18 protein-coding genes and 1 tRNA gene are annotated in these 24,404 nt (G+C 66.1%); 4 read left to right on the top strand and 15 right to left on the bottom strand.

Going from position 1 to position 24,404, the window contains the following annotated elements; translation table 11 throughout:
- The 12 genes from RMP10_RS18785 to rplS all read right to left on the bottom strand — a co-directional run bounded on the left by RMP10_RS18785 (window position 1) and on the right by rplS (window position 12,892).
- Entirely contained in the window at window positions 1-681 is a 681-nt protein-coding gene (locus tag RMP10_RS18785) for a response regulator transcription factor (protein ID WP_309669101.1), read from the bottom strand.
- Window positions 682-763: 82 nt separating this feature from the next.
- A complete protein-coding gene (locus RMP10_RS18790; protein ID WP_310571644.1) occupies window positions 764-2,698 on the bottom strand; it encodes a histidine kinase in 1,935 nt (644 codons plus the stop codon).
- A gap of 15 nt (window positions 2,699-2,713) precedes the next feature.
- The gene (locus tag RMP10_RS18795) at window positions 2,714-4,375 is read right to left on the bottom strand and encodes a mechanosensitive ion channel family protein (RefSeq protein WP_310571645.1); all 1,662 of its coding nucleotides are present in this window, start codon (window positions 4,373-4,375) and stop codon (window positions 2,714-2,716) included.
- Between the two features lie 28 nt (window positions 4,376-4,403).
- Window positions 4,404-4,476 (bottom strand) — tRNA-Lys (locus RMP10_RS18800).
- Between the two features lie 85 nt (window positions 4,477-4,561).
- On the bottom strand, window positions 4,562-5,518 hold the full coding sequence (locus RMP10_RS18805) for a hypothetical protein (protein WP_310571646.1): 957 nt from the start codon (window positions 5,516-5,518) through the stop codon (window positions 4,562-4,564).
- Complete coding sequence (locus tag RMP10_RS18810) at window positions 5,515-7,524, bottom strand: hypothetical protein (RefSeq protein ID WP_310571647.1); 2,010 nt, start codon at window positions 7,522-7,524, stop codon at window positions 5,515-5,517. The genes RMP10_RS18805 and RMP10_RS18810 overlap by 4 nt, the downstream gene beginning before the upstream one ends.
- Before the next feature lie 28 nt (window positions 7,525-7,552).
- Window positions 7,553-8,731, bottom strand: a complete 1,179-nt coding sequence (locus tag RMP10_RS18815; RefSeq protein WP_310571648.1) for a glycosyltransferase family 1 protein — start codon at window positions 8,729-8,731, stop codon at window positions 7,553-7,555.
- A gap of 3 nt (window positions 8,732-8,734) precedes the next feature.
- Complete coding sequence (locus tag RMP10_RS18820; RefSeq protein ID WP_310571649.1) at window positions 8,735-9,997, bottom strand: glycosyltransferase; 1,263 nt, start codon at window positions 9,995-9,997, stop codon at window positions 8,735-8,737.
- An 87-nt stretch (window positions 9,998-10,084) separates the two neighbouring features.
- Window positions 10,085-10,729 (bottom strand): OmpA family protein, encoded by a 645-nt coding sequence (locus tag RMP10_RS18825; protein WP_309669107.1) that lies wholly within the window; start codon window positions 10,727-10,729, stop codon window positions 10,085-10,087.
- Between the two features lie 212 nt (window positions 10,730-10,941).
- Window positions 10,942-11,802 carry an SDR family oxidoreductase gene (locus RMP10_RS18830; protein ID WP_310571650.1) on the bottom strand — a complete coding sequence of 287 codons (861 nt, stop codon included), beginning with the start codon at window positions 11,800-11,802 and terminating at the stop codon, window positions 10,942-10,944.
- Window positions 11,803-11,806: 4 nt separating this feature from the next.
- A complete protein-coding gene (locus tag RMP10_RS18835; RefSeq protein ID WP_310571651.1) occupies window positions 11,807-12,490 on the bottom strand; it encodes a ribonuclease HII in 684 nt (227 codons plus the stop codon).
- Window positions 12,491-12,529: 39 nt separating this feature from the next.
- Window positions 12,530-12,892: a 50S ribosomal protein L19 gene (rplS, locus tag RMP10_RS18840; RefSeq protein ID WP_309669110.1), complete on the bottom strand. Its 363-nt coding sequence runs from the start codon at window positions 12,890-12,892 to the stop codon at window positions 12,530-12,532.
- Between the two features lie 364 nt (window positions 12,893-13,256).
- Between rplS and RMP10_RS18845 the strand changes: the two genes are divergently transcribed.
- Both RMP10_RS18845 and RMP10_RS18850 read left to right on the top strand, forming a co-directional pair.
- A complete protein-coding gene (locus RMP10_RS18845) occupies window positions 13,257-15,353 on the top strand; it encodes a prolyl oligopeptidase family serine peptidase (RefSeq protein ID WP_310571652.1) in 2,097 nt (698 codons plus the stop codon).
- Between the two features lie 32 nt (window positions 15,354-15,385).
- Window positions 15,386-16,360: an alpha/beta fold hydrolase gene (locus RMP10_RS18850; protein WP_309669112.1), complete on the top strand. Its 975-nt coding sequence runs from the start codon at window positions 15,386-15,388 to the stop codon at window positions 16,358-16,360.
- A 9-nt stretch (window positions 16,361-16,369) separates the two neighbouring features.
- Here RMP10_RS18850 and RMP10_RS18855 read toward each other — a convergent pair whose 3' ends face one another.
- From RMP10_RS18855 to RMP10_RS18865, 3 genes are read right to left on the bottom strand one after another with little or no spacing between them, the layout of a single operon-like run.
- Window positions 16,370-18,328 carry a DUF885 family protein gene (locus RMP10_RS18855; RefSeq protein WP_310571653.1) on the bottom strand — a complete coding sequence of 653 codons (1,959 nt, stop codon included), beginning with the start codon at window positions 18,326-18,328 and terminating at the stop codon, window positions 16,370-16,372.
- Between the two features lie 28 nt (window positions 18,329-18,356).
- Window positions 18,357-20,456 carry an ATP-binding protein gene (locus RMP10_RS18860; protein ID WP_310571654.1) on the bottom strand — a complete coding sequence of 700 codons (2,100 nt, stop codon included), beginning with the start codon at window positions 20,454-20,456 and terminating at the stop codon, window positions 18,357-18,359.
- Between the two features lie 55 nt (window positions 20,457-20,511).
- The gene (locus tag RMP10_RS18865; protein WP_310571655.1) at window positions 20,512-22,398 is read right to left on the bottom strand and encodes an ATP-binding cassette domain-containing protein; all 1,887 of its coding nucleotides are present in this window, start codon (window positions 22,396-22,398) and stop codon (window positions 20,512-20,514) included.
- 21 nt (window positions 22,399-22,419) lie between these two features.
- On the opposite strand from RMP10_RS18865, the gene RMP10_RS18870 reads away from it, so the two are divergent.
- Together RMP10_RS18870 and RMP10_RS18875 are read left to right on the top strand one after the other, a co-directional pair.
- A complete protein-coding gene (locus RMP10_RS18870; protein ID WP_310571656.1) occupies window positions 22,420-22,869 on the top strand; it encodes a DCC1-like thiol-disulfide oxidoreductase family protein in 450 nt (149 codons plus the stop codon).
- 27 nt (window positions 22,870-22,896) lie between these two features.
- Window positions 22,897-24,393 (top strand): amidase, encoded by a 1,497-nt coding sequence (locus RMP10_RS18875; RefSeq protein ID WP_310571657.1) that lies wholly within the window; start codon window positions 22,897-22,899, stop codon window positions 24,391-24,393.
- The last annotated feature ends 11 nt before the right edge of the window (window positions 24,394-24,404 follow it).

Genomic DNA, 24,404 nt, shown 5'->3' on the forward strand with positions numbered 1-24,404 from the left:
TCACGCGTCGGCGACCAACCCTGCTTCCAGTGCGAATCTGGTGAGCCCCGCGACACTGTGAATCTCGAGCTTGCGCATCAAGCTCTCGCGATGCGCTTCCACGGTACGGCGACTGATGCCAAGCTCCGCCGCGATCGCCTTATTGGTCAGTCCACGGGCCACGCCGCTCAGCACATCGCGTTCGCGAGGTGTGAGCTGCTCGAGCTGCGCGTGCGGCGCCGACACCGGTGCCGCTTCGCTCGCGGTGAGACGCTTGACCACGGCGGGACTGAAGAACGTACCACCGGCGTGTACCGCATGAATCGCGGCCCGCAGTTCCTCGCCGGCCGAGTCCTTCAACAGATAGCCGTGCGTGCCGATGCGCATGCCTTCGCGCACGTACTCGGACTGATCGTGCATGCTCAGCATGAGGATACGCGCCGAAGGCAGCGCGTCGCGAATACGCGCCGCCGCATGCAGTCCGGTTTCTTCGGGCATCGTGATGTCGAGCACGACGACATCCGGTGCGAACTGCAGCGCGAGTTCCACGGCGATGCGACCGTTGGCGGCTTCGGCCACCACTTCGATGCCCGGATCCGCATCGAGCACATAGCGCAGGCCTTCGCGTACGAGCGCGTGATCGTCGGCAATCAAGACACGGATACGCACGGACGCCGCCGCGACTTCAGAGGGTCGCTTCACGAGATGCCAGCAAGAGGAGGTTCAAGGGGTCGGAGTCGTTGAAAGGGTGCGTTCAAGAGGTCGGAGTCGTTGAACGCTAGGTTCAAGGGGTCGGAGTCGTTGAAAGAGTCGTTGAAAGGTCGACAGCCACGCGCGGCGCGCTGATTCGCACTTCAGCGCCCTTGCTCCGGTTGGCGATGACGACGTCGCCGCCGATGGCGAAGATCCGTTCGCGCATGCCGGTGAGCCCCATGCGATGCTCGGCGTCGCGAATACGGCCGTTGCGGCCGATCGGAAACCCCTTGCCGTCGTCGCGGACCCACAGGACGAGTCCCTGGCCATCCACGGTCACCAGCACATCGACCTGCGAGGCCTGCGCGTGGCGCACGACGTTCGACAGCGCTTCCTGCAGGGCGCGGAACAGCGCCAGATCGGCGTCAGGATGCAGCGGCGGAAACCCAGCCGGCGCATCGAAGGTGGCGCGAATCCCGCTCCGCTCCGTGAAATCGGTGACCAGCGAATGCAACGCCGGACGCAGCCCCAGATCATCGAGCAGCGACGGGCGCAGATCGCTGGTGACCTGCCGAATGCTTGCGATGCCGGTATCGACCAGCGACAGCAGGCGATCGAGACGTGGCGACGCCCCGTCGGCCAACAACGGGCGCAAGGCCTCGAGCTGCATCTTCACCGCCGAGAAGACCTGCGCGGTTTCGTCGTGCAATTCGCGCGACAGGCGGCGACGCTCGTCTTCATGCTGCCGCACCATGCGGGCGGAGAGCTGTTCGAGCGCCTTCGTGCGTGTGGCCAACTGACGGTCGAGCGCCGACTGCTCGAGTGCCGCGCCAACCTGTTGACCGAGCGTGAGCAGGAAGTCGTCGTCGAGTGCCGTAAACGGATTGCGCACGTCGCCCGCCATCACCAACGCGCCGACGAGCCGCGTGCCCGTACCCACGGGCAGCGCGGCGATGAACGGCTGACGCCCTTCCGCCGCCACGACTTGCGGGCGCCGCGAGATGCGCATGCGCGTCAGCGCGTCCAGCACGGCCTTGTCGGGGCGGGCATTGTCCCACGACGCACACGAGCCGGCACCGCGCACGAAACGTCCGCGGGTGGCCGGCGCGCTGGCGACGGGCGTCGGATCGGCCAACGACGCGTCGGCCGGCTCATCCTCACGCCAAGCCGTCAGCACGCCATCCAACACGTCGGCGGCCGCCGCATCGTCGGCCCCGTCTGCATCGAACAGGTACATCGCCGTGCCGCGTACGCCCGGCAACGCAAGCGGGCGTGACAGCAGGGCATCGAGCGGATCGGTGGTGCGATCACGACGCTGCAAGTCGCCGGACAGCGCCGACAACGCGCGAACGCCGCGACCAAGATCATCAAGCACCAACAACACCAGGCCGAACCCGACCAGCAGTTCGAAGGAGATGTCGAGGTAATAGCCCCACGGCGTCCACGCGCCCTGCGCCCGCAGGAACGGATAGTCGAGGTGATGCAGTCCCCACAGGAAGAACGAGATGGCGAGCAGGCGCGCGCCAGTCGAACTCGCGATGCGATGATGACGCCAGAACACCCATCCGGTCCATAGCGTCGCACCGCTCAGGAACAACACGGCGGGCAATGCGGCCCAGAGGAAATGATCGAGTTCATAAATGGCGACATATGACCACAGCGCGGGAAAGAGCGCCAACGCCAGATACGCCGGTCGTGCCTTGGGCTGCCGCAGGAACACGATCGCCGACCAGAGCAACACGAGCGCGGTCCATCCGGTGGTGACTTGGTGCCAGTACAGCCAGACCCGCTCGCCGGTGAGCAGAAAACTGAGAATGCAGAGCAGGCGCGCCACGTACACGCTCCACGCCACCGCGAACCAGCCGAACCATGGACGTCGGTACCGCACATACAAGTGCGCGCACAGCGCCGCGAGTCCGGTGGTGATCGCCCCCTGCAGCAGCGTCGCCGCCAGCTCCGTCGCCAAGAGCGGCGGCGGCGACTGAATCATGTCGCCCTGCGCCAGGACCAACAGCGGAAGGCTCATGACGCCCACACGACGCTATACATCCGTCGCCGGCGCGCTGGCGCCGATAATCGACACCGGCGGGGCGCCGTCCGTTTGCACGTGATACACGGTGCGTGACGGGAACGCGAAGCTGGATCCGTGTTCGCCGATGATCCGCATGAACGTGATCAACATCTCGTGCCGAATGCGCAGAAACACCTGCCAATCGGTCGTGAGAAACCACGATACGACATTGATGCGAATTGCCGAGTCGGTGAAGCCGACCACGTGCACGCGTACGATATCGGCGAACACCATCGGATGCGCGCGCAACGCCGCTTCGAGTGCGTCGCGAATGCGCTCGAGTTGCTCCGCCGTCGTGCCGTAGGTCAGGTCGATATCGGTGCGCAGCAGAATACGATCGCGTTCACCAAAGGTCTCGATGCGTTCGTCGGCGAGTCGTCCGTTGGGAATGCGCACGACCGTGCGGTCGACCGTCCGGATGCTCGTGGAGCGCAGACCGATGCGCTCGACGGCGCCCTCCGCCGCACCGGCGCGAACCCAGTCGCCCACGCGAAAGGCATTGTCAGCGGCCAGCGACACGCTGCCGAACAGATGCTCGACCGTTTTCTGCGCGGCCAGCGCCACCGCGATACCTCCGATGCCGAGACCGGCCAGCAACGTGCCGACGGGATAGCCGAACTGCGCCAGCGCCACCAGCATCGCGATGATCGCCAGCGTCACCCGCAGGAAATTGCCGAGCAACGGCACCAATGTGCGCGCCTGCGTACCCTGCCCCGTGGCCCACGCCGCATTCGCCACGCGATCCTGCGCGAGACGGATGATGCGCAGCAGACCCCAGAAGATCGAGATCAGCACGAGACCGCGCGTCAGCGACGTGAAGAATCCGGCCACGCGCGTATTGAGGTCCAGCAGCGAAAGGAGCGGTCCGATCGCCAACGACGCCGCCCACAATCGGAAGGGGCCGCGCAAATGCTCCAGCAGCAGATCGTCCCACTCGGTCACGGTGTGTCGCGCGATGCGCCCCAGGAGATTGCGCAGCACGGCCCCGAGTCCCCACGCCAGCAACAGCACGACCGGAATCGCCAGCCCGAGTCCGATCCACTGCCAGAAGTACACGTTGAACGGGCCTTCGCGCATGAGCGTACGCATGGGCGTGCGTGGGAGCCGCTCGCGCAGCCACGGTGCGCCGAGATTCTCGAACCAGCCATCGATGAAGCCGACGGTGGCCTGCGAGAACACCCATCGCACCGGCCCTCCAGACGCGGGCGCGGACAGGCGCACCAAGCGGACCGGATCCTCGCGGCCGTTGACCGACGTGATCACGCCGATCCGGTCGCCGCCCAGGTCGCCATCCGTCGTGTCGCCGGAGACGGCACCGGACACCGTGCGGACATCGATCGCGAGCCGCTGATCGAGGATCGTCTTGAGCCGACGTGCCAGCTGTGGGGCCCGATCGCGCTCCGCGGTGGGCACCGACAGATACTCGGCGGCACCAACCCAGTCGTTGGCCTCGGCGAGGCGCAGGAAGGACTGCAGCGCCGCCCGCGGCGATGCCGGCGACATGCTGGTCGGAGCGCTGTCCGTGCTCGAGGGCCGCGAGGGGAGCCCGAACTGGGCCCGGGCCTGCTGCGGGAGAGACAGGCCGGCGGCGAGGAAGCCCAACGCCGCGGAAATGAGGATGCGAACGCGCATGCTCAAAGATAGCCGGGTGACCAGCGAGTGCCCCGGGTGGGACTCGAACCCACGACCTATGGCTTAAAAGGCCACTGCTCTACCAACTGAGCTACCGGAGCGCCGACCCGCGGTGAAGCGGGCCAGCCTCTCAATTTAGCGAAATGACGCGCCGCGCGAACAGGGGGCACGGCGCGCAAAAACGTATTACCGCAACCGCACCGTGATCCGATGGCCCGCACCCTCGCGCAGCGCTTCCCATCCGTAGTCGAGGGTGAAGCGATCCACCGTGAGCCCGGCGCCTACTGCGACCGGACGCTCCTCACGCAGCTGCGGCCGACGACCGCCCACACGACCGGTGAAGGCAATCCCTTCCAGCGGCGAGTAACTCAACTCCACGCCCCCACGGGGAAAGAGCTCACCGTCGCGTCGCACATCGAGTTGCGCCGTGCCCGACAGGTCAAACCACTTGCCGAGGCCCCGGGGGGCGGTGGCGATGCCCAGCGCAAGCTGAGACGGCAGCGACTCACGGCGGCCGGCGACTTCCAGACGAGGACCCAGGTGCTGCACCGCAACGCCCACCGTGCTGTTCAGAAACTGCAGCGACTTCGAGACGCCGAGGTCGAACACGACGCCGGCCGCGCGATCGTCGGTCACACGCTCTTCGACATACTTCGCGCCGATGCCCCAGCGCATCTGCTTCCAGGTGAGCGACGCGGCGAGCGTCGCCGCGAGGCTGCTGGCACCGGCGGCAGTCTCGCGCGTGAGCACCTCACTCGTCGCCGGGAATATGCCGTAGCGCGGACCGGCGTCGAGCAACTGCACGCCGACGCCAAGGCCCAGCGGTCCGATGGTGGAGCTGCTGGCGAACTGGCCCGCGGTGGCGCCGTTTGCATAGCGCTCCGCACCGAATGCCAGTCCGGTCGCCGTGCCTACCAGCGCCGGGTTGCCGAACACCGCATCCACATCACGGAGCGCCGCCTGCGCGCCGCCCAGCGACAGCACGCGCGCCGTGGCGGGCAGCTTGAGAATGAGCGGGGCGTAGCGCTCACGCTGATCGGACGCCGGGGCCTGTGCCTGCGCGAACGACGCCAGAGCGCCGCTGGCGCACACACTCGCCACACAGGCCGCCATCGCGGAGCGGCGAAGCAACGCACGGCTCATCGGGCCGCTCCGATCGTCTGTGCAGTGAACTCGGGACGCATGTTGGAGAAGCCGATGTTGTCGAGAATGATGGTACCGGCCACGCTGCGATCGAAGCGCCACCGCACGTGCGCGATGCGGGCCGGATCGAACCCGGGCGTTGCGCGGGTGAAATCGGCGAGAGGAATCGCGTACGTCTGTAGCACGATTTCGTACACGTTCGCAAAGCGCTGCTTGTCGCGGCCGGCCCGTCGATAGACGTACGTTTCGAGCGGACGGCGGACGACTCCATACGCCGACAACGGAAGCGAGGCCGAACGCCCGGTGGCATCGGTCACCTCGATCGAGAGGTCAACGGCGACCGTGTCGGGCTTCACATCCTTGGTCGCCGGCTTCTTGGGCACCGGCTTCTTCGCAGCGCTCTTTGACAGCGAGTCGGCCTTCTTCGTGGTGTCACGCGCGGCGGCACGGGGACCGGGCTTGGCGTCAGTCGGCGACAGTGAAAACACCAGCGACGACGACGCGCCCACGTTCCATGCGCTTCGCAGCGAATCGCTGACCTGCATCGCGAACGACGCCGGCTTTCCGAACTTCGTGGTGTCATCACCGGCAACTCGATTGTTCCAGCCGATCGTGACGGCGTTGTGCGCCTGCGTGGATCCGCGCGCACGAAACGGCACCGGCGACTCTTTCCACACCGCCACCGAGTCACTCGACAAGGCGATACCACGCACTGACCCGGACGTCACGTCAACGTCTTCCTCGAAGTCGGCGGCCGTCCGGAATCTACTCTCCTGAAAACGCGTCGTGTACATCGTCTTCGGCAGCCACTGCCCCACGACGCGATGATCGCGGAACATCGGCAGATACTCGCTCTTCCCGCGCAACGTCGCGTCGAGAAACGCCGAGATGTACACCTCCGCGAACTTCCGCTGATCCGCCTGCGAGAGAAACCCGCGCGTATCGAGCGAGCGCGCGCTACGCGGCCCGCCGTCGAGACTACCCCACGTGGTATTCCACTGCCCGTGATTCGCGCGGTACACAAACACCGCCGACTTGAACCACGGCTTGCCGTCGGTGAACCGGATGCGTTCGTACTGTGGCAGCCCGACGAACGTGGACAGATCACCGTCGTGCGAGCCGTGCATTAGGAAATAGTTGTAGTTCGCAACCGGCGTCGGTTTGTCGGCCGGGCGGTACTGCCCGTCCGTCGGCGCAATCGCCACCAGCGACTTGATGTCGAAGTTGAAGTCGAACTTCACCGTGGCATCGTCGGGGTAGTACGCCAGACGATTGAACGCTCCGGCCACCGTGACCGCCTCACCACCACGCGAGTGTCCCATGAGCGCGATGTTGTGCATGTCGACCTTGCCATTGAGCGGCGAGCCGGTGGAGTCGTTGAAGCCCTTCCACGCCTGCAGATGCTTCAACAGCATCCAGCCGCGCGCATCGTTCTCACCACGAATGCCATTCAGAAAGTTCTCATCAACCGACGCCACGATGTAGCCGCGTGACGCCAGCAGCTCGCCAAGGTACTGATATCCGGGATCGGAGAATTGCTTCATGTCATGGTTGCCGTGCACCACGAGCACCAACGGGAATACCCCCGGTGCATCGGGATACCAGACGCGCCCATTCACGGGCAGCTTCGTGAAGTCGAACCCCCAATACTTCTTGCGGATCTGCGCCTGCTTCGGATCAGGGGCCGACGCGAACTTGGCGCCGTTCACGACCGCTGTCTTGAGCGTGACGGAATCACGATAGACTGCGCGCTGCTTGTCGGTGCCGCTGCCGTAGTAGAGCGACTTGACGGCGAAGCTGCCCTTCTGCGACGGGTTCGGGGCAGCGAGGAGTTGCCGCGCCAATACGACATCCGAATCGTCGTGCGCCAACTTGAGCGGGGCCACACAGGCACCCGCGACCAGCGCTGTCGCCAGCGTCGAGCGAAGCAGGACGCGTACCCTTTCTGATTTCCAACGTCGCATGATGGCCGAGAAGAGGTGGGAAATGCCAAGCGGACGGGGCACCACGCTCTATGTACCTCGGCGTAGTGGACTAGCGCAACGACGGCGGGGCGTGGACGCGATGCAGCTGCAGATAGTCACGCAGGAGGCTATCCCACACGACGTCCCATGACTTCGACGCGGCGAACGTACTCGCCCGACGGGCGGCATCGCGCACCAGCGCCCGGTCGTCAACCAGGGCCACGATGGTGCGGGCAAACGCCGCCGCGTCGCCCGGCGGCACCAGCCACCCGCCCCCCGATTGCAGCTGCTCGCGGGTGGGCCCGACGTCGGCGCCAATCACCGGCAGCCCGGACGCCATCGCCTCGAGCATGACATTGCCAAAGGTGTCCGTGGTGCTCGGAAAGAGAAACACGTCACCGCTGGCATACGCCTCACTCAGCGCGGGCCCCTGCAACTTTCCGGTCATCACCGTACCCTGCGGCGCACGCCGCCGCACCTCGGCTTCGTACGGCCCATCGCCGACCACCAGCCAACGCACGCGCCCCGGTCGTGCCCGCTCGACCCGCTCCAGCGCATCGAGGGCCACGTCGAGACCTTTCTCCGCGGCCAACCGTCCCACGTACGACAGCACCAACGTGTCGTTGGTTTGTACGAGGCGCTCACGCAGCGCTGACGACCGGTGGCGCGGCGCAAATCGCTCGCCGTCAACGCCACGCGACCACACCGCCGTCCGCTCGAACCCGTGCGCATTCACCTCCTCGACGATGGACTGGGACGGGCAATACGTACGCAATCCCCCATTGTGAAACCAACGCATGAAGTGCCAACCCGGACGCGCCAAGAGACCCAAGCGGTAATGCTCGGCGTAGGCCACGAAGCTGGTGTGATACGACGACACGAACGGGATCCCCAGCGCGTGCGCCGCCCGACGGCCGGCCAAGCCGAGGCCGAACTCGGTCGCGGCGTGCACGAGCGTCGGCGTGAAGGCCGCCAGCGCCGCCTCCACGCGAGACGACGAAGGCCATGAAAGCCGCAGTTGCGGGTACGCCCAGAATGCCCGACTCCCAAAGCGCTCCACGGCGTCATGGGCCTGCCCCTCGGGATCAAAGGGCGCGAATACCCGCACCACCCCGCCCCGCGCCTCCACCGCCGCGACCAGGCGCTCCAACGTCCGCGCGACACCATTCACCTGCGGCGCGTAGGTGTCGGTGAACAGCGCGAGACGCAGCCCGTCGGCGCGCACCGAGGCCCCCGTGTCTGTCGGCATCACTCAGCGCTCCAGCACATCGCGGTACACGGCGAACAGACGGTCGAACACCGTATCCCAGGCATGCGCGCGTTCCACATGGCTGCGCGCCGCTTCCCCGAGTGTGGACAGGTCACGCGCAAAGAGCTGCACCGCTTCATCGGCCAGGGATCCCGCGCTGCCGCGCTCGTACGACGCCCCGCCGCCGGTGCGCACATGCTCGAGGACGGCGCCGTGGCGCACCGTGAGGACTGGTGTGCCCGACGCCATCGCCTCGATGGCGGACAGCCCGAAGGTTTCGAGTGGGCCGGCCGCGATATAGAGATCGAGCGACGCGAGCAAATCGGCGAGCGCATCCCGATCGCGGAGAAATGGGATGAACGTGACGCGGTCTCCGTACGGATGCGCCTTGAGCATTGACTCCATCGGGCCCGCGCCAACCAGTGCCAGCCGCGCACCGCATCGACGCTCAACGTCTCGCCACGCATCCAGCACCACACCGAGCTCCTTCTCGCGAGCGAATCGTCCGACGAATGCCGCCAACGGCCCATCGGGCAACCGGAATCGGCGACGCGTGTCTCGTGCACGCTCGCGGCGTTCCGGCGAGAATCGTTCAAGATCGACGCCGAGCGGGACCTTGGCCACGCGGTCGATCCCGATGCGCGCGAGCTCGGTCGCCGCGTAGTCGGAGGCGACGATCGTGAGCGGAAAGAGTCGGTCGAGCCGGCGCAGATACCACGCGGAGCCGTGTGCGAGGGCGCGTCGGAGCGTGCCATCACGTTCGGCGTTCGGCGCGAACTGCCGTGGCACGTCGGTGTGCGCGAAACACACCATGGGAATGTCGAGCGATCGGGCGGTTGACCTGGTAATCCACGGGATGATGAATGGACTGCCAACTTCGATCAGATCGGGCCGCTCGTGACGCACAACGCGCGAAACGCTGCGCGTGGCCAGCATGAATCGATAAGGGCGCTGTCCCGGGATGTGCGGCCCCCGCAGGCGATACAGGCGTACGCCATCGCCGTCCACCACGCGATCTCGATGGCCTGGCACGACGATGGTCTGACGCAGCCAAGGGCGCGCATCGACATAACGCGCCTTCTCGAGCAGGTACGTGCGTATTCCACCGCTCGTTTCGCCAAACCACTCCGTGATGTCGAGAACACTCGTCGCCGCGTCAGCGCGCAAGCGCGGCGGGAGCGACACCTCGCCCAGCGAGTGCAGGCTTTCCGCCTCACCTTCGGCCGTCAGACGATCCGACAGCGCAGGTACCGATGACAGCAGCAACGCGAAGCTCCCGGTCAGAAACGCAACGATGGCCGGCTCTCCGAAAAGAGCCGGCCATCGCGTGGTCCTACACCAACGTCATCCGATTCAGTTCATGCCTGACAAGGCGGCCACCGTAGCGGCACCAGCCGGCGTCTCGATGACGAAGGTCACGCGACGATTGAGTTCGGCTCCATCGGCAGTGCCCTGTGCGCCCGGGCGAACCAGACGCGTCTTGCCATAACCTACCGTGCGCAGCGCCGTCCCATCGAGGCCCTTCGTCACGAGGTAGTCACGAACCGCATCAGCCCGCTCACGCGAGAGACGCAGGTTGTAGTCGGCCGAACCGGCAGGATCAGCGAAACCTTCAATCGTGATCGTGGCGCCCTTGTAATGCTGGTTGGCCACCTGAGCGAACTTCTCGAGCGCGGCCTGATCATCCTGACGTACGGCGGCATCGTCGAACGCAAAGTGCACGGGCATCGCGAACTTCACCTGACCTTCCATCGCCGTGATCTTGGCACCGAACTCGGTGCGCATGGTGGTGAGGTCGTTCCGCAGCGCATTGAGATCCGTGCGCAGACCGTTCACATCCGTGCGCAGCGCATCGTCACCCGCCACGCGCTCGGTCCGCTCGGTACCCAGCGCGACGCGCTGCTCTTCGAGTCCCTTACGGACGAAACCCTTCGTCGCACAGGCGCCCAACGTGCTCGCCGCGAGTGCAACCATTGCCACATACTTTACCTGTCGCATGAAGTCTCCTTGTCCAGTCGTGAGGTGAAGCTCGAGTATCGACGTATATCCATCGGGCTCGCGATACATGCGTCATGCATAACGCGAACCACGAGTTGAACCTCGCCATACCGCACGACTTTCGAAGTGCCTCATATCACACATTTCGTACCACTTTGCGTTGATCGTGTGCCGCATCACACCAGGCGAAAAACGTGTAGCGAACAGGCTCGTCAGGCCGGTGCTTTCGCCAGCCACTCGCCGCCGTCGATCACGAAGATCGATCCGGTAATCCAGTCACCTGCTGGCGACGCGAGAAAAGCGACCATGTTCGCGATGTCACGCGGCGAGCCCCACCGCCCGAGGGGAATTCCCTTCTTCGCGTACTCCGCCATGCGCGCATCCGCGGCCGCGAACACGTCGGGCACGCCACTGTCCGCCGGTGGCGTGAACGCCTTCCGCACGCCTTCGGTGGGGATGGGTCCCGGCGCGATCGCGTTCACGCGAATGCGCTGCGGCGCCCACTCCACGGCCAGCGTGCGCGTGAGCGCATCGACGCCGGCCTTGGCGGCGGTCGCATGCGCCATCATGGGCCAGCCACGATAGTGCAACGTCATGGATGTGCTGACGATGCGGCCGCCGCCTTGCGCCGCCATGATCGGATACACCGCTTGCGAGCAGTAGAACGTGCCGTAGAGATCGATCTCAACCACACTCTTCCACGCATTCGGCGACAGGGTCGCGCTCGGTGCGTAGAAGTTGCCGGCGGCGTTGTTCACGAGCACGTCGATACGCCCCAACTGCTGTGCGATACCATCGATCGCCGCCTTCACCTGCTCAGGATCACGCACGTCGAGCTGCACCGCCGTGACCTTGCCGCCGCGCGATTCGATGTCGGCCCGGGCGGCTTCGAGGTTGGCCGGCTTGCGACTGGCCATCACGACATGCGCGCCAAGCTCGGCGAGCAATTGGGAGATGCCGAGACCAATGCCGGTGCCACCGCCGGTGACCAAGGCGACTTGTCCGTCGAGGAGCCCCGGTCGGAAGATCGAGGCCACGTTCGCGAGATCGGGCCCACCAGTCGCATCGTTCATGCCGCTACTCCGTGTGAAGGCGCTGTGAATTGACAACGAGGTCGTCGGACGTCATCGCGTCGAGCAGCAGTGACACCTGTTCGTCCAGACAGAAGCTACGACGATGATGCGGTGTGAGCCCGCGTTCGTCGAGAGCGGTCCGGTGCACGGCGGTGCCGTAGCCGCTGTTCCGCTCCCAGGCGTAGCCGTCGTATCGGGCGGCGAGTGCGTGCATGAGCCGGTCGCGCGTCACCTTGGCCACGATCGACGCGCACGCGATCGCGTAGCACTTGGCGTCGCCCTTCACCACCGCGGTGTGCACGTGCCCGAGGGTGCGGAGCGGCTTGCCATCGACCAGCACGTGATGGGGCTCGCAGCCGAGGCGCGCCGGCACGCGAGCGAGCGCCCGCCGCATGGCGAGGACCGTGGCGTGGTAGATGTTGATGCGATCAATCTCGCGCGCACTGGCCGCGCCAAGCGAGACGACCAGGGCGTGCTCGCGAATGCGCGCCGCCAGGGTCACGCGTGTGGCCGCGTCGAGCTGCTTGGAATCGTCCACGCCGGCGATGGCGCGGCGGCCGGGCGGCATGACGATCGCACATGCGACAACGGGGCCCGCAAGCGGGCCCCGTCCGACTTCATCCACACCCACCAGGAGCGGCCCGTGTTGCGCACGCAGGGTGCGCTCGATCGGAGTCCACCGAGCCACGTGGGCCGGCTTCCTGGTGAGGGCGAAAACGCGTGTGTCTTACGCGCCGCGAGGGGCGCGCACGACCTTACGCTCCTTGATACGCGCGGCCTTACCCGTCACGTCGCGGAGGTAGTACAGCTTCGCACGGCGCACGGCGCCACGGCGAACCACGATGATCTCGGCCACCATCGGGCTGTGGATCGGGAAGATACGCTCGACGCCGACACCGTTCGAAATCTTGCGCACGGTGAACGTCTCGCTGACACCACCACCACGACGCGCGATGCAGACGCCTTCGAACGCCTGAACGCGTTCCTTGTCGCCTTCCTTCACGCGCACGTTGACGCGCACGGTATCACCCGGGCGGAACGGCGTGACGGTCTTCATCCACTCTTTCTGCGTTTCGATAAACGGATGCATAGTTCTCTCCGGGGCCAAACTGCGCCCGGTTCAGGTGCTGCAGATCCGGCGGTACGACGTCGATCTGCCTGTAGCCGAAGCCCGTGCAGCGAACGACACCAACACCAACGGTGCGAGAGGCCATGACGCGGACTGGGAGCGAAGTCCCCCGATCCGGAATCGACGTGGCATCGCCGCCCGGTATATTCCGGGGAGGCAAAATGGTCTCGAAAGACCGGTAAAACACTAGAGCTTTAGAAGATACCCGAGGAATTGCCGCTGGCGCTAGTGCCTCGCCTGCCGGTAGAGTTGGGAGGACGCCCCATTCGGCCCAGCCATCCCTCCGTCGGCCCGGCCCCCCGCCGCCACCAGTGCCACCTCTCTCGTGATCTCTTCGCTCGAGCCTGAACCGCCGACTGCGCCGCCGACCTATCCCACCACGCGGACGGTCGATCAGGTGGATGATTATCACGGCAACTTGGTGGCTGATCCATTCCGATGGCTGGAAGACGACACCTCCGCGGAGACCAAAGCCTGGGTGGAGGCGCAGAACCGCGTCACCTTCGGGTATCTCGACCGGATTCCGTGTCGCGACGCCCTCAAGGCCCGACTGACCGACCTGGTGAATTATCCCCGGTACTCCGCCCCGGTCGTGAAGAAGCAGTGGCATCTCTTCACCAAGAACGACGGCCTGCAGAATCAGGCGGTCTACTACATCCAGGAAGGCGTCGCCGGCACGCCGGTCGTGCTGATCGACCCCAACTCCCTCTCGACTGACGGCACGACCCGGGTAGCCGGCCTCACGTTCAACAAAACCGGCACGCGTATCGCCTACATGCTGAGCCAAGCCGGTTCGGACTGGCAGCAGATTCGCGTGATCGATGTGGCGACGCGCGAGAACCTGCCCGACGTGGTCGACTGGGTGAAAGTCTCCGGGATCGCCTGGCACGGCGACGGCTTCTTCTACAGCCGTTATCCCTCACCCGAGAACACCGACGCCGCCTTCTCCTCGGTGAACGAAGACCACCAGGTCTTCTACCACACACTCGGCACGTCGCAGTCGTCCGACCGCTTGGTGTACCGGGACCGTGACAACCCGCAGCGCTTCCACACGGTCGGCACCACGGAGGACGAACGCTTTGCCGTCCTCTCGGTGAGCGATCGCGGGCAGGGCAAGGATGGTAACGCGCTGCACCTGCTGGACCTCACCGTGCCCGACGGCGCGTTCGCTCCGTTGTGGCGCACGTTCGACGATCAGATGGACGTGCTCGACACCGTCGGCGATCAGCTCCTCGTGCTCACGAACCGCCACGCGCCCAATCAGCGCGTCGTGCGCATCGATCCCACTGCTCCCGACGAAGCGAACTGGGTCACGGTGATCGACGAGCGCACTGAGCCCGTGAGTGGGATGTCGACCGCTGGCGGACGCCTGTTCGCGACGTATCTGAAAGACGTGACGACGCGCGCCTACGTGTATGCGCTCGACGGCACCGTGGAGCGCGAGATCACGCTCCCCGGCATCGGCACCGCCGGCGGCTTCGATGGCGAGCATGATGCGACGTCGGTGTACTACGGCTTCACCTCGTTCACGGCACCGATCACCGTGTATCGGTACGACATCGCGTCGGGACGCAGCACGCAGCTGCGCGACGTCACGCTGCCGTTCGACCCGACGCAGTTCGACACGACGCAGGTGTTCGTGACCAGCAAGGATGGCACGCAGGTCCCGGCGTTCATCGTGGCCCGAAAGGGGCTCGTACTCGACGGCGCCAATCCCACGATGCTGTACGCGTACGGCGGCTTCAACGTGTCGCTGCCGCCCAACTTCAGTGCCATGCGCGTGGCCTTTCTCGAGCAGGGCGGCGTGTACGTGCAGGCCAACCTGCGCGGCGGCAATGAATACGGGGAGGCGTGGCACCAGGGCGGCATGAAGGAGAGGAAGCAGAATGTCTTCGACGACTTCGTGGCGGTGGCCGAGTGGTTGTTCGCGCACGGCTATACCCGCAGCGACAAGCTGGCGATCGCGGGCGGCTCCAACGGCGGCTTGCTGGTCGGCGCCATCATGACGCAGCGTCCCACCTTGGCAAAGGTCGCGTTGCCGGCCGTCGGGGTGATGGACATGCTCCGCTTTCACAAGTTCACCATCGGCTGGAACTGGATCGCCGACTATGGGTCGAGCGATGACGCCGACGGCTTCCGATACCTCGTTGCCTACTCGCCGCTGCACAATCTGAAGGACGGCACGGCGTATCCCGCCACGCTGATCACCACGGCCGACCACGACGATCGCGTCGTGCCGGCTCACTCGTTCAAGTTCGCCGCACGATTGCAGCAAGCGCATCGTGGGCCGAACCCGGTGCTGATCCGCATCGAGACGCAGTCGGGACACGGCAGTTCGTCACTCACCAAGCAGATTGCGGAAATAGCCGACGAGTACGCGTTCATTTTCGAGAACCTCGGGCATTCACCGGAGTCGCTCTGACCGGAGCCCGCCTCACCGCGCTCGCGCTGCTCGTGGCGGGTACCGCACTCGGCGTCGGACTCGGTACCGGCGCGCCCACGCTCGCGCGGCTCTCACGCTTTGAGACCAAAGCGATCGAAGGCATGCCGATCGTGGGCAACAAGGCCGCGTTTCGCCTGTTCGACATGCCCGACAGCGTGGCGGTGTACGGCACGCAGTATTTCCTGCCGTCGCGTGGCACGATCATCATCCTGCACGGGCTCGGCGCCCACGACGCCCTGGCCATGCAGGCCGGCGACTCGCTGCGACGCGTGACCGGCATGAACATTCTGTTCCTCGACCTGCGTGGGAACGGGCGGTCGGGCGGCGCGCGGGGACGCATCGGGCACGACACCCAGTACGCCGACGACCTCGCCGGTGTCGTGCGCGAACTCAAGCGCGCGAATCCGTCGGGGCCGGTGTTGCTGGTAGGTGTGCGTCAGGGTGCCGGCACGGTGCTCGCGTTTGCCGCACACGCGCGTGATGCCGAGCAGCCACGTGTGCAAGGGATCGCGCTGGTGGATCCCATCCTGACGCTGGATTCGCTACAGATGGCGGGCACGCAAGACGGTGGTGCCTTTCAGTGGCACACCCGGAGACTGCGCGTGCAACAGCTGTTGAACGTCGCGGGCCTGCACTTCGCCGACCGTCTTCCCGTGGCGTATCAGCGGGCGCAGCAGCCCGACGGACCGACCGCCCGCACCTTCAGCTGGCGCGCCATTCGCACCCTGCTGCCGCACGATCCGTGGGCCATTGCGAACGACACGCCGCTGCCGGTGTTGCTGGTGCGCCGCGACGCGCCCGTAGCCGTGCCGTTGCGTCGCACCGACCGGCACGAAGTGGAATCCGTGCCGATCGACGCGTCGCTGTTTACATCGGCAACGTGGCGCATCTTCGAACGGTGGACGGCGCAGTTTTCCGCCGATGCCGCTGTTCCGGAGAACATTCTCCCGTACGTGCCGATTCCACTCACCGACACCGCACGGTAACACCACGTACTACTTCGACGGAAACGGGCGAGGGGCCGGCAGATCGGCGGCGAAGCGCCACGGCGCCGCCCCCTCCCGCGTGAGCTTCACATTGGCGAGCCGTGCGCGCACCATGGCGATCGGCATCGGGCCACCTTGCAGCACGGCGTCATGAAACTCCCGGTCGGTCATCTTCTTCGACATCACCAGCTCCTTGTACAACGCGCGCAACTGCAATCCACCCAGCATGTACGCCGCCTGATAGATCGGTGAGTACGACCCGTTGAACGAGCGGCGCACTTCCCCCTCGGCGTTGGCGCGCTCGAACGGCACCTTGTCCACTACATACTCGATCGCCTGCTCCGGCGTCATCTTGCCCAGGTGGAAGCTCAGCGAGAAGACGATGCGCGCACTGCGATGCATGCGCCACGCGAGCGCCCCGAGACGGTCTTCCGGCGTGACATGGAAGTCGCGATCCCACAGAAACATTTCCCAATACAACGACTGCCCTTCGTTCCAGAACGGCGTGGAGAACACGCGGCGATGTGGGTTGTAGCGCGCCGACATGAACCCTTGCAGATGGTGGCCGGGATTCAGCTCGTGAAAGACCACCGCGCGCGAAAAGTAGGGATTGTTGCCGCGCAAACTCATCAGCTTCTCTTCATCGGTCATGTCCGCTGTGGGATACGACACGAGAATGAGATCGCCGCCCAGAAAGAACGGTGAGACGCGCTGACGCTCGGGGGCCATCATCTCCATGCGCCAGTCTTCGCGGGCCAATGCCGGAATCGTGACCCAGTCGTGCTTGGCGAAGAACGCGTCCGCCTCGTTCGCAAGGTCGCGAATGAGATCTGGCTGCTTGCCGGGCTCGACGTACATGTTCTTCACTTTCTCCATCGCCGCTTTCCAGTCGTCGCCCACGCCCATCTCACGCGCGGCCTTCTTGGCCTCGGACAAGCTGAACGCATACTCCGTCTCGGCGATCGCGATCAGTTCATCGGCCGTATACGGAATCATGGCGTGGCGCAGATCCGCCGCGAGCCCCTCGGCGCCGATCGGATCGCCGATGATCGGCTCATTGGCCGCCGCCGCATTTCGCGGTGCCGGCGCCGCTCCGGCGCCGCCCTGCCCTCCCGCTCCGCCACCGCCTGCGACGACGGATGCCGGCTGGATACCGACCACCCGCGTGCGAATGGTGGTCGCGTAGCGCCGCATCGCTTCGTCGAGCTTCTGATAGGGATTGGTTGCCCACCAGGAAAAGAGCGGATCGTACCCGTTGTAATAGCGATACCACACGCCCACGGTGTTGCGGATCTGATCGAGTTGATCGGCGGCGCGGTTGCCCACCGTACGCGATACCTTGGGCGCCGGGACGCGGGCCGGACGCGGTGTACCATTCGCGCTGTCGCCGGCGGGACGGGCCGGGGCAGGCTCGAGCACCGCCCGCAGGCTGTCGACCAGCTTGGCGACATCGGCGAGCGTGCGAGCCGACGCCTGCGCATCGATGGTCTTGAGGTCGCGTCGTTCATCCTGCAGCGCGAGTACGCGATCGGCGAAGGGAAGCAGCGGCAGCATTTCCTTGCGCTGAATCTCCTCGCGATCCATCAGTTCGAGCTGATAGCGCAGATGATTCTCGAGCAGCGCGTAGTCCGCCTTGCCTTCTTGCGACAGCTTGTCGAACACGAGCTCACCCAAGCGTGCGCGCCAGGCCATGTAGAAGGCACGCGTACGCGAGCGCTGCGCGGGAGAGTCGGGCGCGTCGTAGCGACGCTGAAGCACCTGCTGATCGGAGGCAAACCGCGCGATGACATCGGCCATCTCGCTCGTACGCGCCGACACGAGGGCGCTGAGCGCGGGGACACTCGCCGTCGGATCAGTCGGGAAGTTCTGCCGCGTGGTCGTCTTCACGCCGCCCGGCTGCGCGGACAACACGAGGGGAATCGCAAACAGCGACGTAGCTGCCCAAACGGCGCGCGACGAACGAATCACAACGGACTCCTGCGGGTCGGGGATGCGGTCACGCCACGCTGGCGCAACTCGGACTGTCGGACGCCTGCGATGCGGCATCAGCCGATGCGGCATCAGGCGGTGCGATATCAGGCGATGGGATGCACACGCGTGGCAAGCGGATGGTAAACGTGGCCCCACGCTCCAGCGACGAGACGACGCTGATGGCGCCGCCGGCCTGCCGGACAATGCCGTCGACCGTGGCCAGGCCCAGTCCCGTCCCTTTGCCAATCGGCTTGGTGGAGAAGAACGGTTCGAACACGTGCGGCAGGGCCTCGGGGGCGATCCCGTGGCCTTCGTCCTGCACCACCAACGTGATGACGTCGCCCGTCGCCATGCCCAGCTCGGCGGCCTGCGCGTCATCCACCGTGTCCTTCGCGACCTGAAGGCGAAGCGTGCCGCCGTCGGGCATGGCATCGCGCGCATTCACCGACAGGTTCACCACCACCTGATCGAGCTGCGACGGATCGATCCACACCGGCGAGTCGTTGGCCTTGACGTCGACCGTGACCGCGATGTCGGCACCGAGGAGCCGTTCGAGCATGGTGGCCATCTGCCGCACGTGCGTACCGAGGTCGAGCTGCTGCGGTTCTATCGTCTGACGGCGCGCGTAGGCCAGCAGTTGTCGCGTCAGTCCCACGGCCCGCTGCGCGGCCGCGCTGGCCTCGTCTACATCGGCGCGTTTGCGATCGTTGGGCGGGATACTCTCCTTCAGCAACGTGAGATTGCCGAGGATCACCATCATGATGTTGTTGAAGTCGTGCGCGATGCCGCCGGCCAGCCGACCCACGGTGGCGAGTCGCTGACTTCGTTCTTCGGCGGCGATTTCACTGCGCAGGTCAGTGAGATTCACCGCGCTGGCCGATGCGCCGATGATCACGTCGCTGGCGTCGCGTAACGGCAGCAGCGTAACCGCGTATTCCTGATCCGGCTCCAACCGCATGGTTTCGGTGAAGCTCTCGCCATTCAACGCGCGCTGCCAACTGTGCGTACCGGCGTGCTGCAGTTGCGCGACCAACTGCGAGGCAGTGGGTGACGCGGCCACCAACATGCCAGTGGCATCGACCACCGCCACGGCGTCTCGTGCACCGGCGAAGTGCGCCTCGAGCCGCGCCGATGAAGTGCGCATGGCCTCGAGAATGCGCGCGCGCTCTTCCGCGTCTGCACGACGCTGCCCGACGGCGACCGCGAGCAGGATGTGCGAGATACCCACAATGAACGCGTAGCCCTGGGCCCACGCGATCTGATAGAACGTTTCGTCCGAGAGAACGACGAACGGCCCGCGTCCGTTCAGGGTGGCAAGGACGCAAGCGCCGGCTACGGCGATGGTGCCCCACAGCGTAGTGCCAACGCCTAGGCGAAACGCCGACCAGATGAGCAGCGGACTGACGACGACGCCAAGTGGTGGCTGAAACGCCGAGTTGCTGGTGTACGAGAAGGCGACCAGCAAGGACAGCGCAAGCGCTTCGAAGAACAGCAGTCGTTCGAGCACCTGCTGTCGCGTGGTCGACTCCATCGTGGACACCTGCTGCCGACGCAGGTGCATGAGCGCCGGCACCAACAGCAGCACCCATGTAATCTCCGACACCCACCACTGAAAGCCTTCCATCGGCACGGTGCCGCGGCCGATCGCCGAATAGCCGATACCACCCAGCAGCGCGGCCAGGGGAATAGTGCCCACCGACGCGACAAGGCCGAACCGGGCCAGATCGCCCGGCTGCTCGAAGTCGGGCGGACGACGGAGCACGCGCTCGGTCAGCTCGGTCGTGCCCCATTCGCCCACGATGCGCGCGCTGATCAACAGCAGCTGCACCGGCAGTGAGCCGGCCACGAACAATTCCAACGCGCACCAGTTCATCACCGCGAGCGCCGCGACCATGACGGGGCGGAGCGCGCGCGGCGTCAGAAACAGCGTGAAGATGCCGACCGCCGTGGCCGGCCACACGCCGAAGTTCGACCCGAACCGGAACGAGGCGGCGAGGGGGGCGGCGACGGCAAGGAAATAGAGAATCGCGGCCACGATCGCCGACGGCCCGAAGCGCGCGAAGGCGAGCGCCCCGAGCGATTCACCGCGTCGCGTCGGTGCCGAGAGCGGCATCGAGCTGGTCATCGGGGGAATGTTCCGACCGGCGCGGCCGGATCGCAAGCAGTCAGCACGCGTGGTTTTACTCGGAGGCGATCGTTTCCAGCTCTTCCCAGCGGGCCATCATGGCCGGGATCGCCGACTCGAGTTCGGCCACCCGGCTACGGACGGCACCGAAGGTGGCGGGGTCACGAACCACCGCCGGGTCGGCGAGCGAGACATACCCCTGCTCCAGTTCCTGTTCGCTTGCGCTGATGCGATCGGGGAGCGCCGCCAGCTCCTGCGTCTCCTTGTACGACAACTTCCGCTTCTTCGGCTTCGCGCCGCCGGGGATCTCGATGCGTTTCGGTGGCACAGCGTTGACCACCACCGGTGCCGGCCGTTGACGAAGCCAGTCGGTGTACCCGCCCACGTACTCGCGAATCACGCCCTTCCCTTCGAACACCAGCGTGCTCGACACGACCGCATCGAGAAAGGCACGATCGTGCGACACCAGCAGCAACGTGCCGGTGAACGCGGTGAGCAGCGCCTCGAGCACATCAAGCGTTTCGATGTCGAGATCGTTGGTGGGTTCGTCGAGGACGAGCACGTTGAACGAGCGCGTGAACAGGCGGGCCAGCAGGAGGCGATTTCGTTCGCCGCCGCTCAAGGCACGCACCGGCGTGCGGGCGCGATCGGGGGAGAACAGGAAGTCCTGCAGGTAGCCGTTCACGTGCCGCTGCTGACCCCCCACCGACACGAACTCGGCGCCGTCGGCAATGCTGTCGAACACGCTGCGCTCGGGGTCGAGCTGCTCGCGACGTTGATCGAAGTATGCGATCTCGAGATTCGTGCCGTGACGGATCGATCCGCTCTGCGGCGTGAGCTCGCCAAGCAGGAGTTTGATGAGCGTGGTCTTACCACAGCCGTTCGGCCCCACCAAGCCCACGCGGTCGCCGCGCATGATGGTGGTGGTGAGTTCCGACACGATCGACTTCGTACCATGCGTGAAACTGATGGCGTTCGCCTCGAGCACCATCCGTCCGGAGCGCTCGGCGTCCTGCGTCTGCGCCCGTGTAGTGCCCACGCGTTCACGGCGCTGCGACCGCTCCACCCGTAGGGCTTCGAGGCCGCGCACCCGTCCTTCGTTGCGCGTGCGTCGCGCCTGAATACCGGTGCGAATCCACACCTCTTCCTTCGCCAGCCGTTTGTCGAACTCTTCCCACGACTTCGCTTCCGACGCCAGCATGGCGTCCTTCCGCTCGAGATACGTATCGTAGTTGGTCCCGAAGTCCACCAGCCGGCCGCGATCGAGTTCCACGATGCGGGTGGCGACCCGGCGCAGGAACGCGCGATCGTGGGTCACGAAGATCAAGGTGAGTCCGCGCGAGGTGAGGTACTCCTCCATCCACTCGATAGCGTCGATGTCGAGATGGTTGGTGGGCTCGTCGAGGAGAATGAGATCGGGCTCGCACACGAGTGCGCGCGCCAACAACGCCTGACGCGTGCGACCACCCGAGGCCTGCTCAATACGCGCCTCCGGGTCGAGGGCGAGATGTTCGAGCACGGTCTCCACGCGGATGTGCAGCTGCCACGCGTCGGCCGAATCGAGGGCGCGATGCAGGCGGTCGAGCTCGCGCAGCGCGGCATCGGAGTGATCCACACTGACGCGCAGCGAGGCCGCGTGGTACTCCGTGAGCAAGCGGCCGCGATCGCCCAACCCTTCGGCGACCACCTCGAACATCGACCCGGTGAGCGCCAGCGGCATCTCCTGATCGAGCCGGGCCATCGTCACGCCGCCCAGCTTCACCACCGCCCCGCTGTCCGGCCCCTGCGTGCCGTCGAGCACCTTCATGAACGTGCTCTTGCCGGCGCCATTGCGGCCCAGCAGACAGACCCGCTCCCCCCGCTCGATGGCGAAATCGGCGTGGTTGAGCACGGGGGGACCCCCGAAGGCGACACTGACGTCCTGCAACGATACGAGCGACATGCCGCACATTAGCTTGCAGGCATGGCCAATGCGACGGACACGCCGCCTTCCGGCACGCGATCGGAGCATCGATCGGTGCTGCTGTACGACGGGGACTGCGGTTTCTGCGCCGGCAGCGTGCAGTTCGTGCTGCGACATGAACCGGCGGCCGCGCGAGGGCGCCTGGCGTTCGCCCCGCTGCAGAGCGCCTTCGGTACTCGCGTGCGCGAGCAATTTCCGGAGTTGGTTGGCGTGGATTCGGTGGTGTGGTACGACCCCGCGGTTCCCGCCGTACGCGTGCGCAGTGCGGCGGCATTGGCCGCCACGGCCCACTTGGGCGGCCTGTGGGCCGTCGCGGCCACGCTCGCCCGCCTCGTGCCTCGGGGACTCAGGGACGCGATCTACGATAAGATCGCCCGTCGCCGCTTCGAGATCGCCGCCCCGGCCTGCCTGCTGCCGACCCCTGAGGAACGGGCGCGCTTCCTTCCGTAGTCTTCCGTCGAGACGGTAGTTTCTCGCATGTCTCTTCCCCTCCCCGAGTACGATGGGCTCGATGGACTCGCCATCGCCGACCTGGTGCGCCGTCGTGAACTGAGCCCGGCCGATGTGACCGAAGCGGCGCTGGCCCGCGTGGCCGTCCGCAATCCGCGGCTCAACGCCGTGGTCCGTCCGCTCGACGCCATGGCCCGCGCGATGGCCGCGAAGGTCGATCTCGAGGCGCCCTTCGCTGGCGTACCGATGCTCATCAAGGACTTGATGACGGGTATCGCCGGCGTGCCCACCAGCGACGGCACCCGGGTGATGCAGGCCATCGTTCGTGAGCACGACAGTGAGCTGGTAGCGCGCTATCGCGGTGCCGGCGCCGTGTTCATCGGCAAGGCCAACACCCCCGAACTCGGCCTCACACCGTATACCGAGAGCGAGGCGCTGGGCCCCGCGCGCAACCCGTGGGATCCTACCAAAACCACCGGCGGCTCGAGCGGTGGCTCCGGCGCGGCGGTGGCGGCGCGCATCGTGCCCATCGCCCACGGCGGCGACGGCGGTGGATCGCTGCGCATTCCAGCCTCCTGCAACGGCGTGTTCGCCATCAAGCCCACCCGCGGCCGCCTGCCCACCGGCCCTGACATCGGCGACGCCTGGCGCGGCTTCGTGCAGGAGCATGTCATCACCCGCAGCGTGCGCGATTCCGCCGCGATGCTCGATGCCACCGCCGGCGAGGACGCCGGCACACCGGTGGCCTGTCCACCGCAGGAACGGCCGTTTCTCGATGAGGTCACGCGCGAGCCCGGGCGTCTGCGCATTGCCGTGACCACGACGCCGTTCTTCGGCAGCACGGTGCACCCCGACTGCGTGGCCGCACTCGAAGACGCCGCCGCGCTGCTGGAATCGCTGGGGCACGACGTGATCCGCGCCGAACCGGTGGTCAATGGCGAGGTGTTAGCGCAGGCGTTTCTCACGGTGGTCGCCGCCGAAGCGCGCGCGGATATCGAGTGGATCGGCGCCCAACTCAAACGCGCGCCACGTAGCGACGATGTGGAACTCACCACCTGGGCTCTTGGACTGGTGGGCAAAGCGGCCAGTGCCGCCGACTACGCCACGTCGGTCCGCACGCTGCAGATGGCAGGACGCACCGTGGGTCGCTTCTTCACCAACGTCGATGTGCTGGTCACGCCGACGTTGGGGGCGCCTCCCTTCACCATCGGTGCCCTGCAGCCCACGACCGCCGAACGCACCATGCTGCGCGTGGTGGCGGGACTCGGCCTTGGCGGTGTGCTCAAGGCCGCCGGCTTACTCAACGAGACCGCGAAGAAAGTGTACGGCTTCATTCCCTACACGCCGCTGTTCAACGTGACCGGCCAGCCCGCGATGTCCGTGCCATTGCATTGGAACGCCGCCGGTCTGCCGATCGGCACACAACTCGTGTCGCGCTTCGGCGACGAAGCCACGCTCTTTCGCGTGGCCGGTCAGTTGGAACGCGCCCGCCCGTGGGCGGGACGCATTCCGCCGCTGATCTGAGGCGTGGCTGA

The sequence above is a fragment of the Gemmatimonas sp. genome (assembly GCF_031426495.1).
Lineage (GTDB): Bacteria > Gemmatimonadota > Gemmatimonadetes > Gemmatimonadales > Gemmatimonadaceae > Gemmatimonas.

Excerpts from the sequence above, each read along its gene's own strand:
- RMP10_RS18790 (WP_310571644.1), bottom strand. The coding sequence starts at position 2,698 with ATGAGCCTTCCGCTGTTGGTCCTGGCGCAGGGCGACATGATTCAGTCG.
- RMP10_RS18795 (WP_310571645.1), bottom strand. The coding sequence starts at position 4,375 with ATGCGCGTTCGCATCCTCATTTCCGCGGCGTTGGGCTTCCTCGCCGCC.
- RMP10_RS18805 (WP_310571646.1), bottom strand. The coding sequence starts at position 5,518 with ATGAGCCGTGCGTTGCTTCGCCGCTCCGCGATGGCGGCCTGTGTGGCG.
- RMP10_RS18815 (WP_310571648.1), bottom strand. The coding sequence starts at position 8,731 with ATGCCGACAGACACGGGGGCCTCGGTGCGCGCCGACGGGCTGCGTCTC.
- RMP10_RS18825 (WP_309669107.1), bottom strand. The coding sequence starts at position 10,729 with ATGCGACAGGTAAAGTATGTGGCAATGGTTGCACTCGCGGCGAGCACG.
- RMP10_RS18830 (WP_310571650.1), bottom strand. The coding sequence starts at position 11,802 with ATGAACGATGCGACTGGTGGGCCCGATCTCGCGAACGTGGCCTCGATC.
- rplS (WP_309669110.1), bottom strand. The coding sequence starts at position 12,892 with ATGCATCCGTTTATCGAAACGCAGAAAGAGTGGATGAAGACCGTCACG.
- RMP10_RS18860 (WP_310571654.1), bottom strand. The coding sequence starts at position 20,456 with ATGACCAGCTCGATGCCGCTCTCGGCACCGACGCGACGCGGTGAATCG.
- RMP10_RS18865 (WP_310571655.1), bottom strand. The coding sequence starts at position 22,398 with ATGTCGCTCGTATCGTTGCAGGACGTCAGTGTCGCCTTCGGGGGTCCC.
- RMP10_RS18870 (WP_310571656.1), top strand. The coding sequence starts at position 22,420 with ATGGCCAATGCGACGGACACGCCGCCTTCCGGCACGCGATCGGAGCAT.
- RMP10_RS18875 (WP_310571657.1), top strand. The coding sequence starts at position 22,897 with ATGTCTCTTCCCCTCCCCGAGTACGATGGGCTCGATGGACTCGCCATC.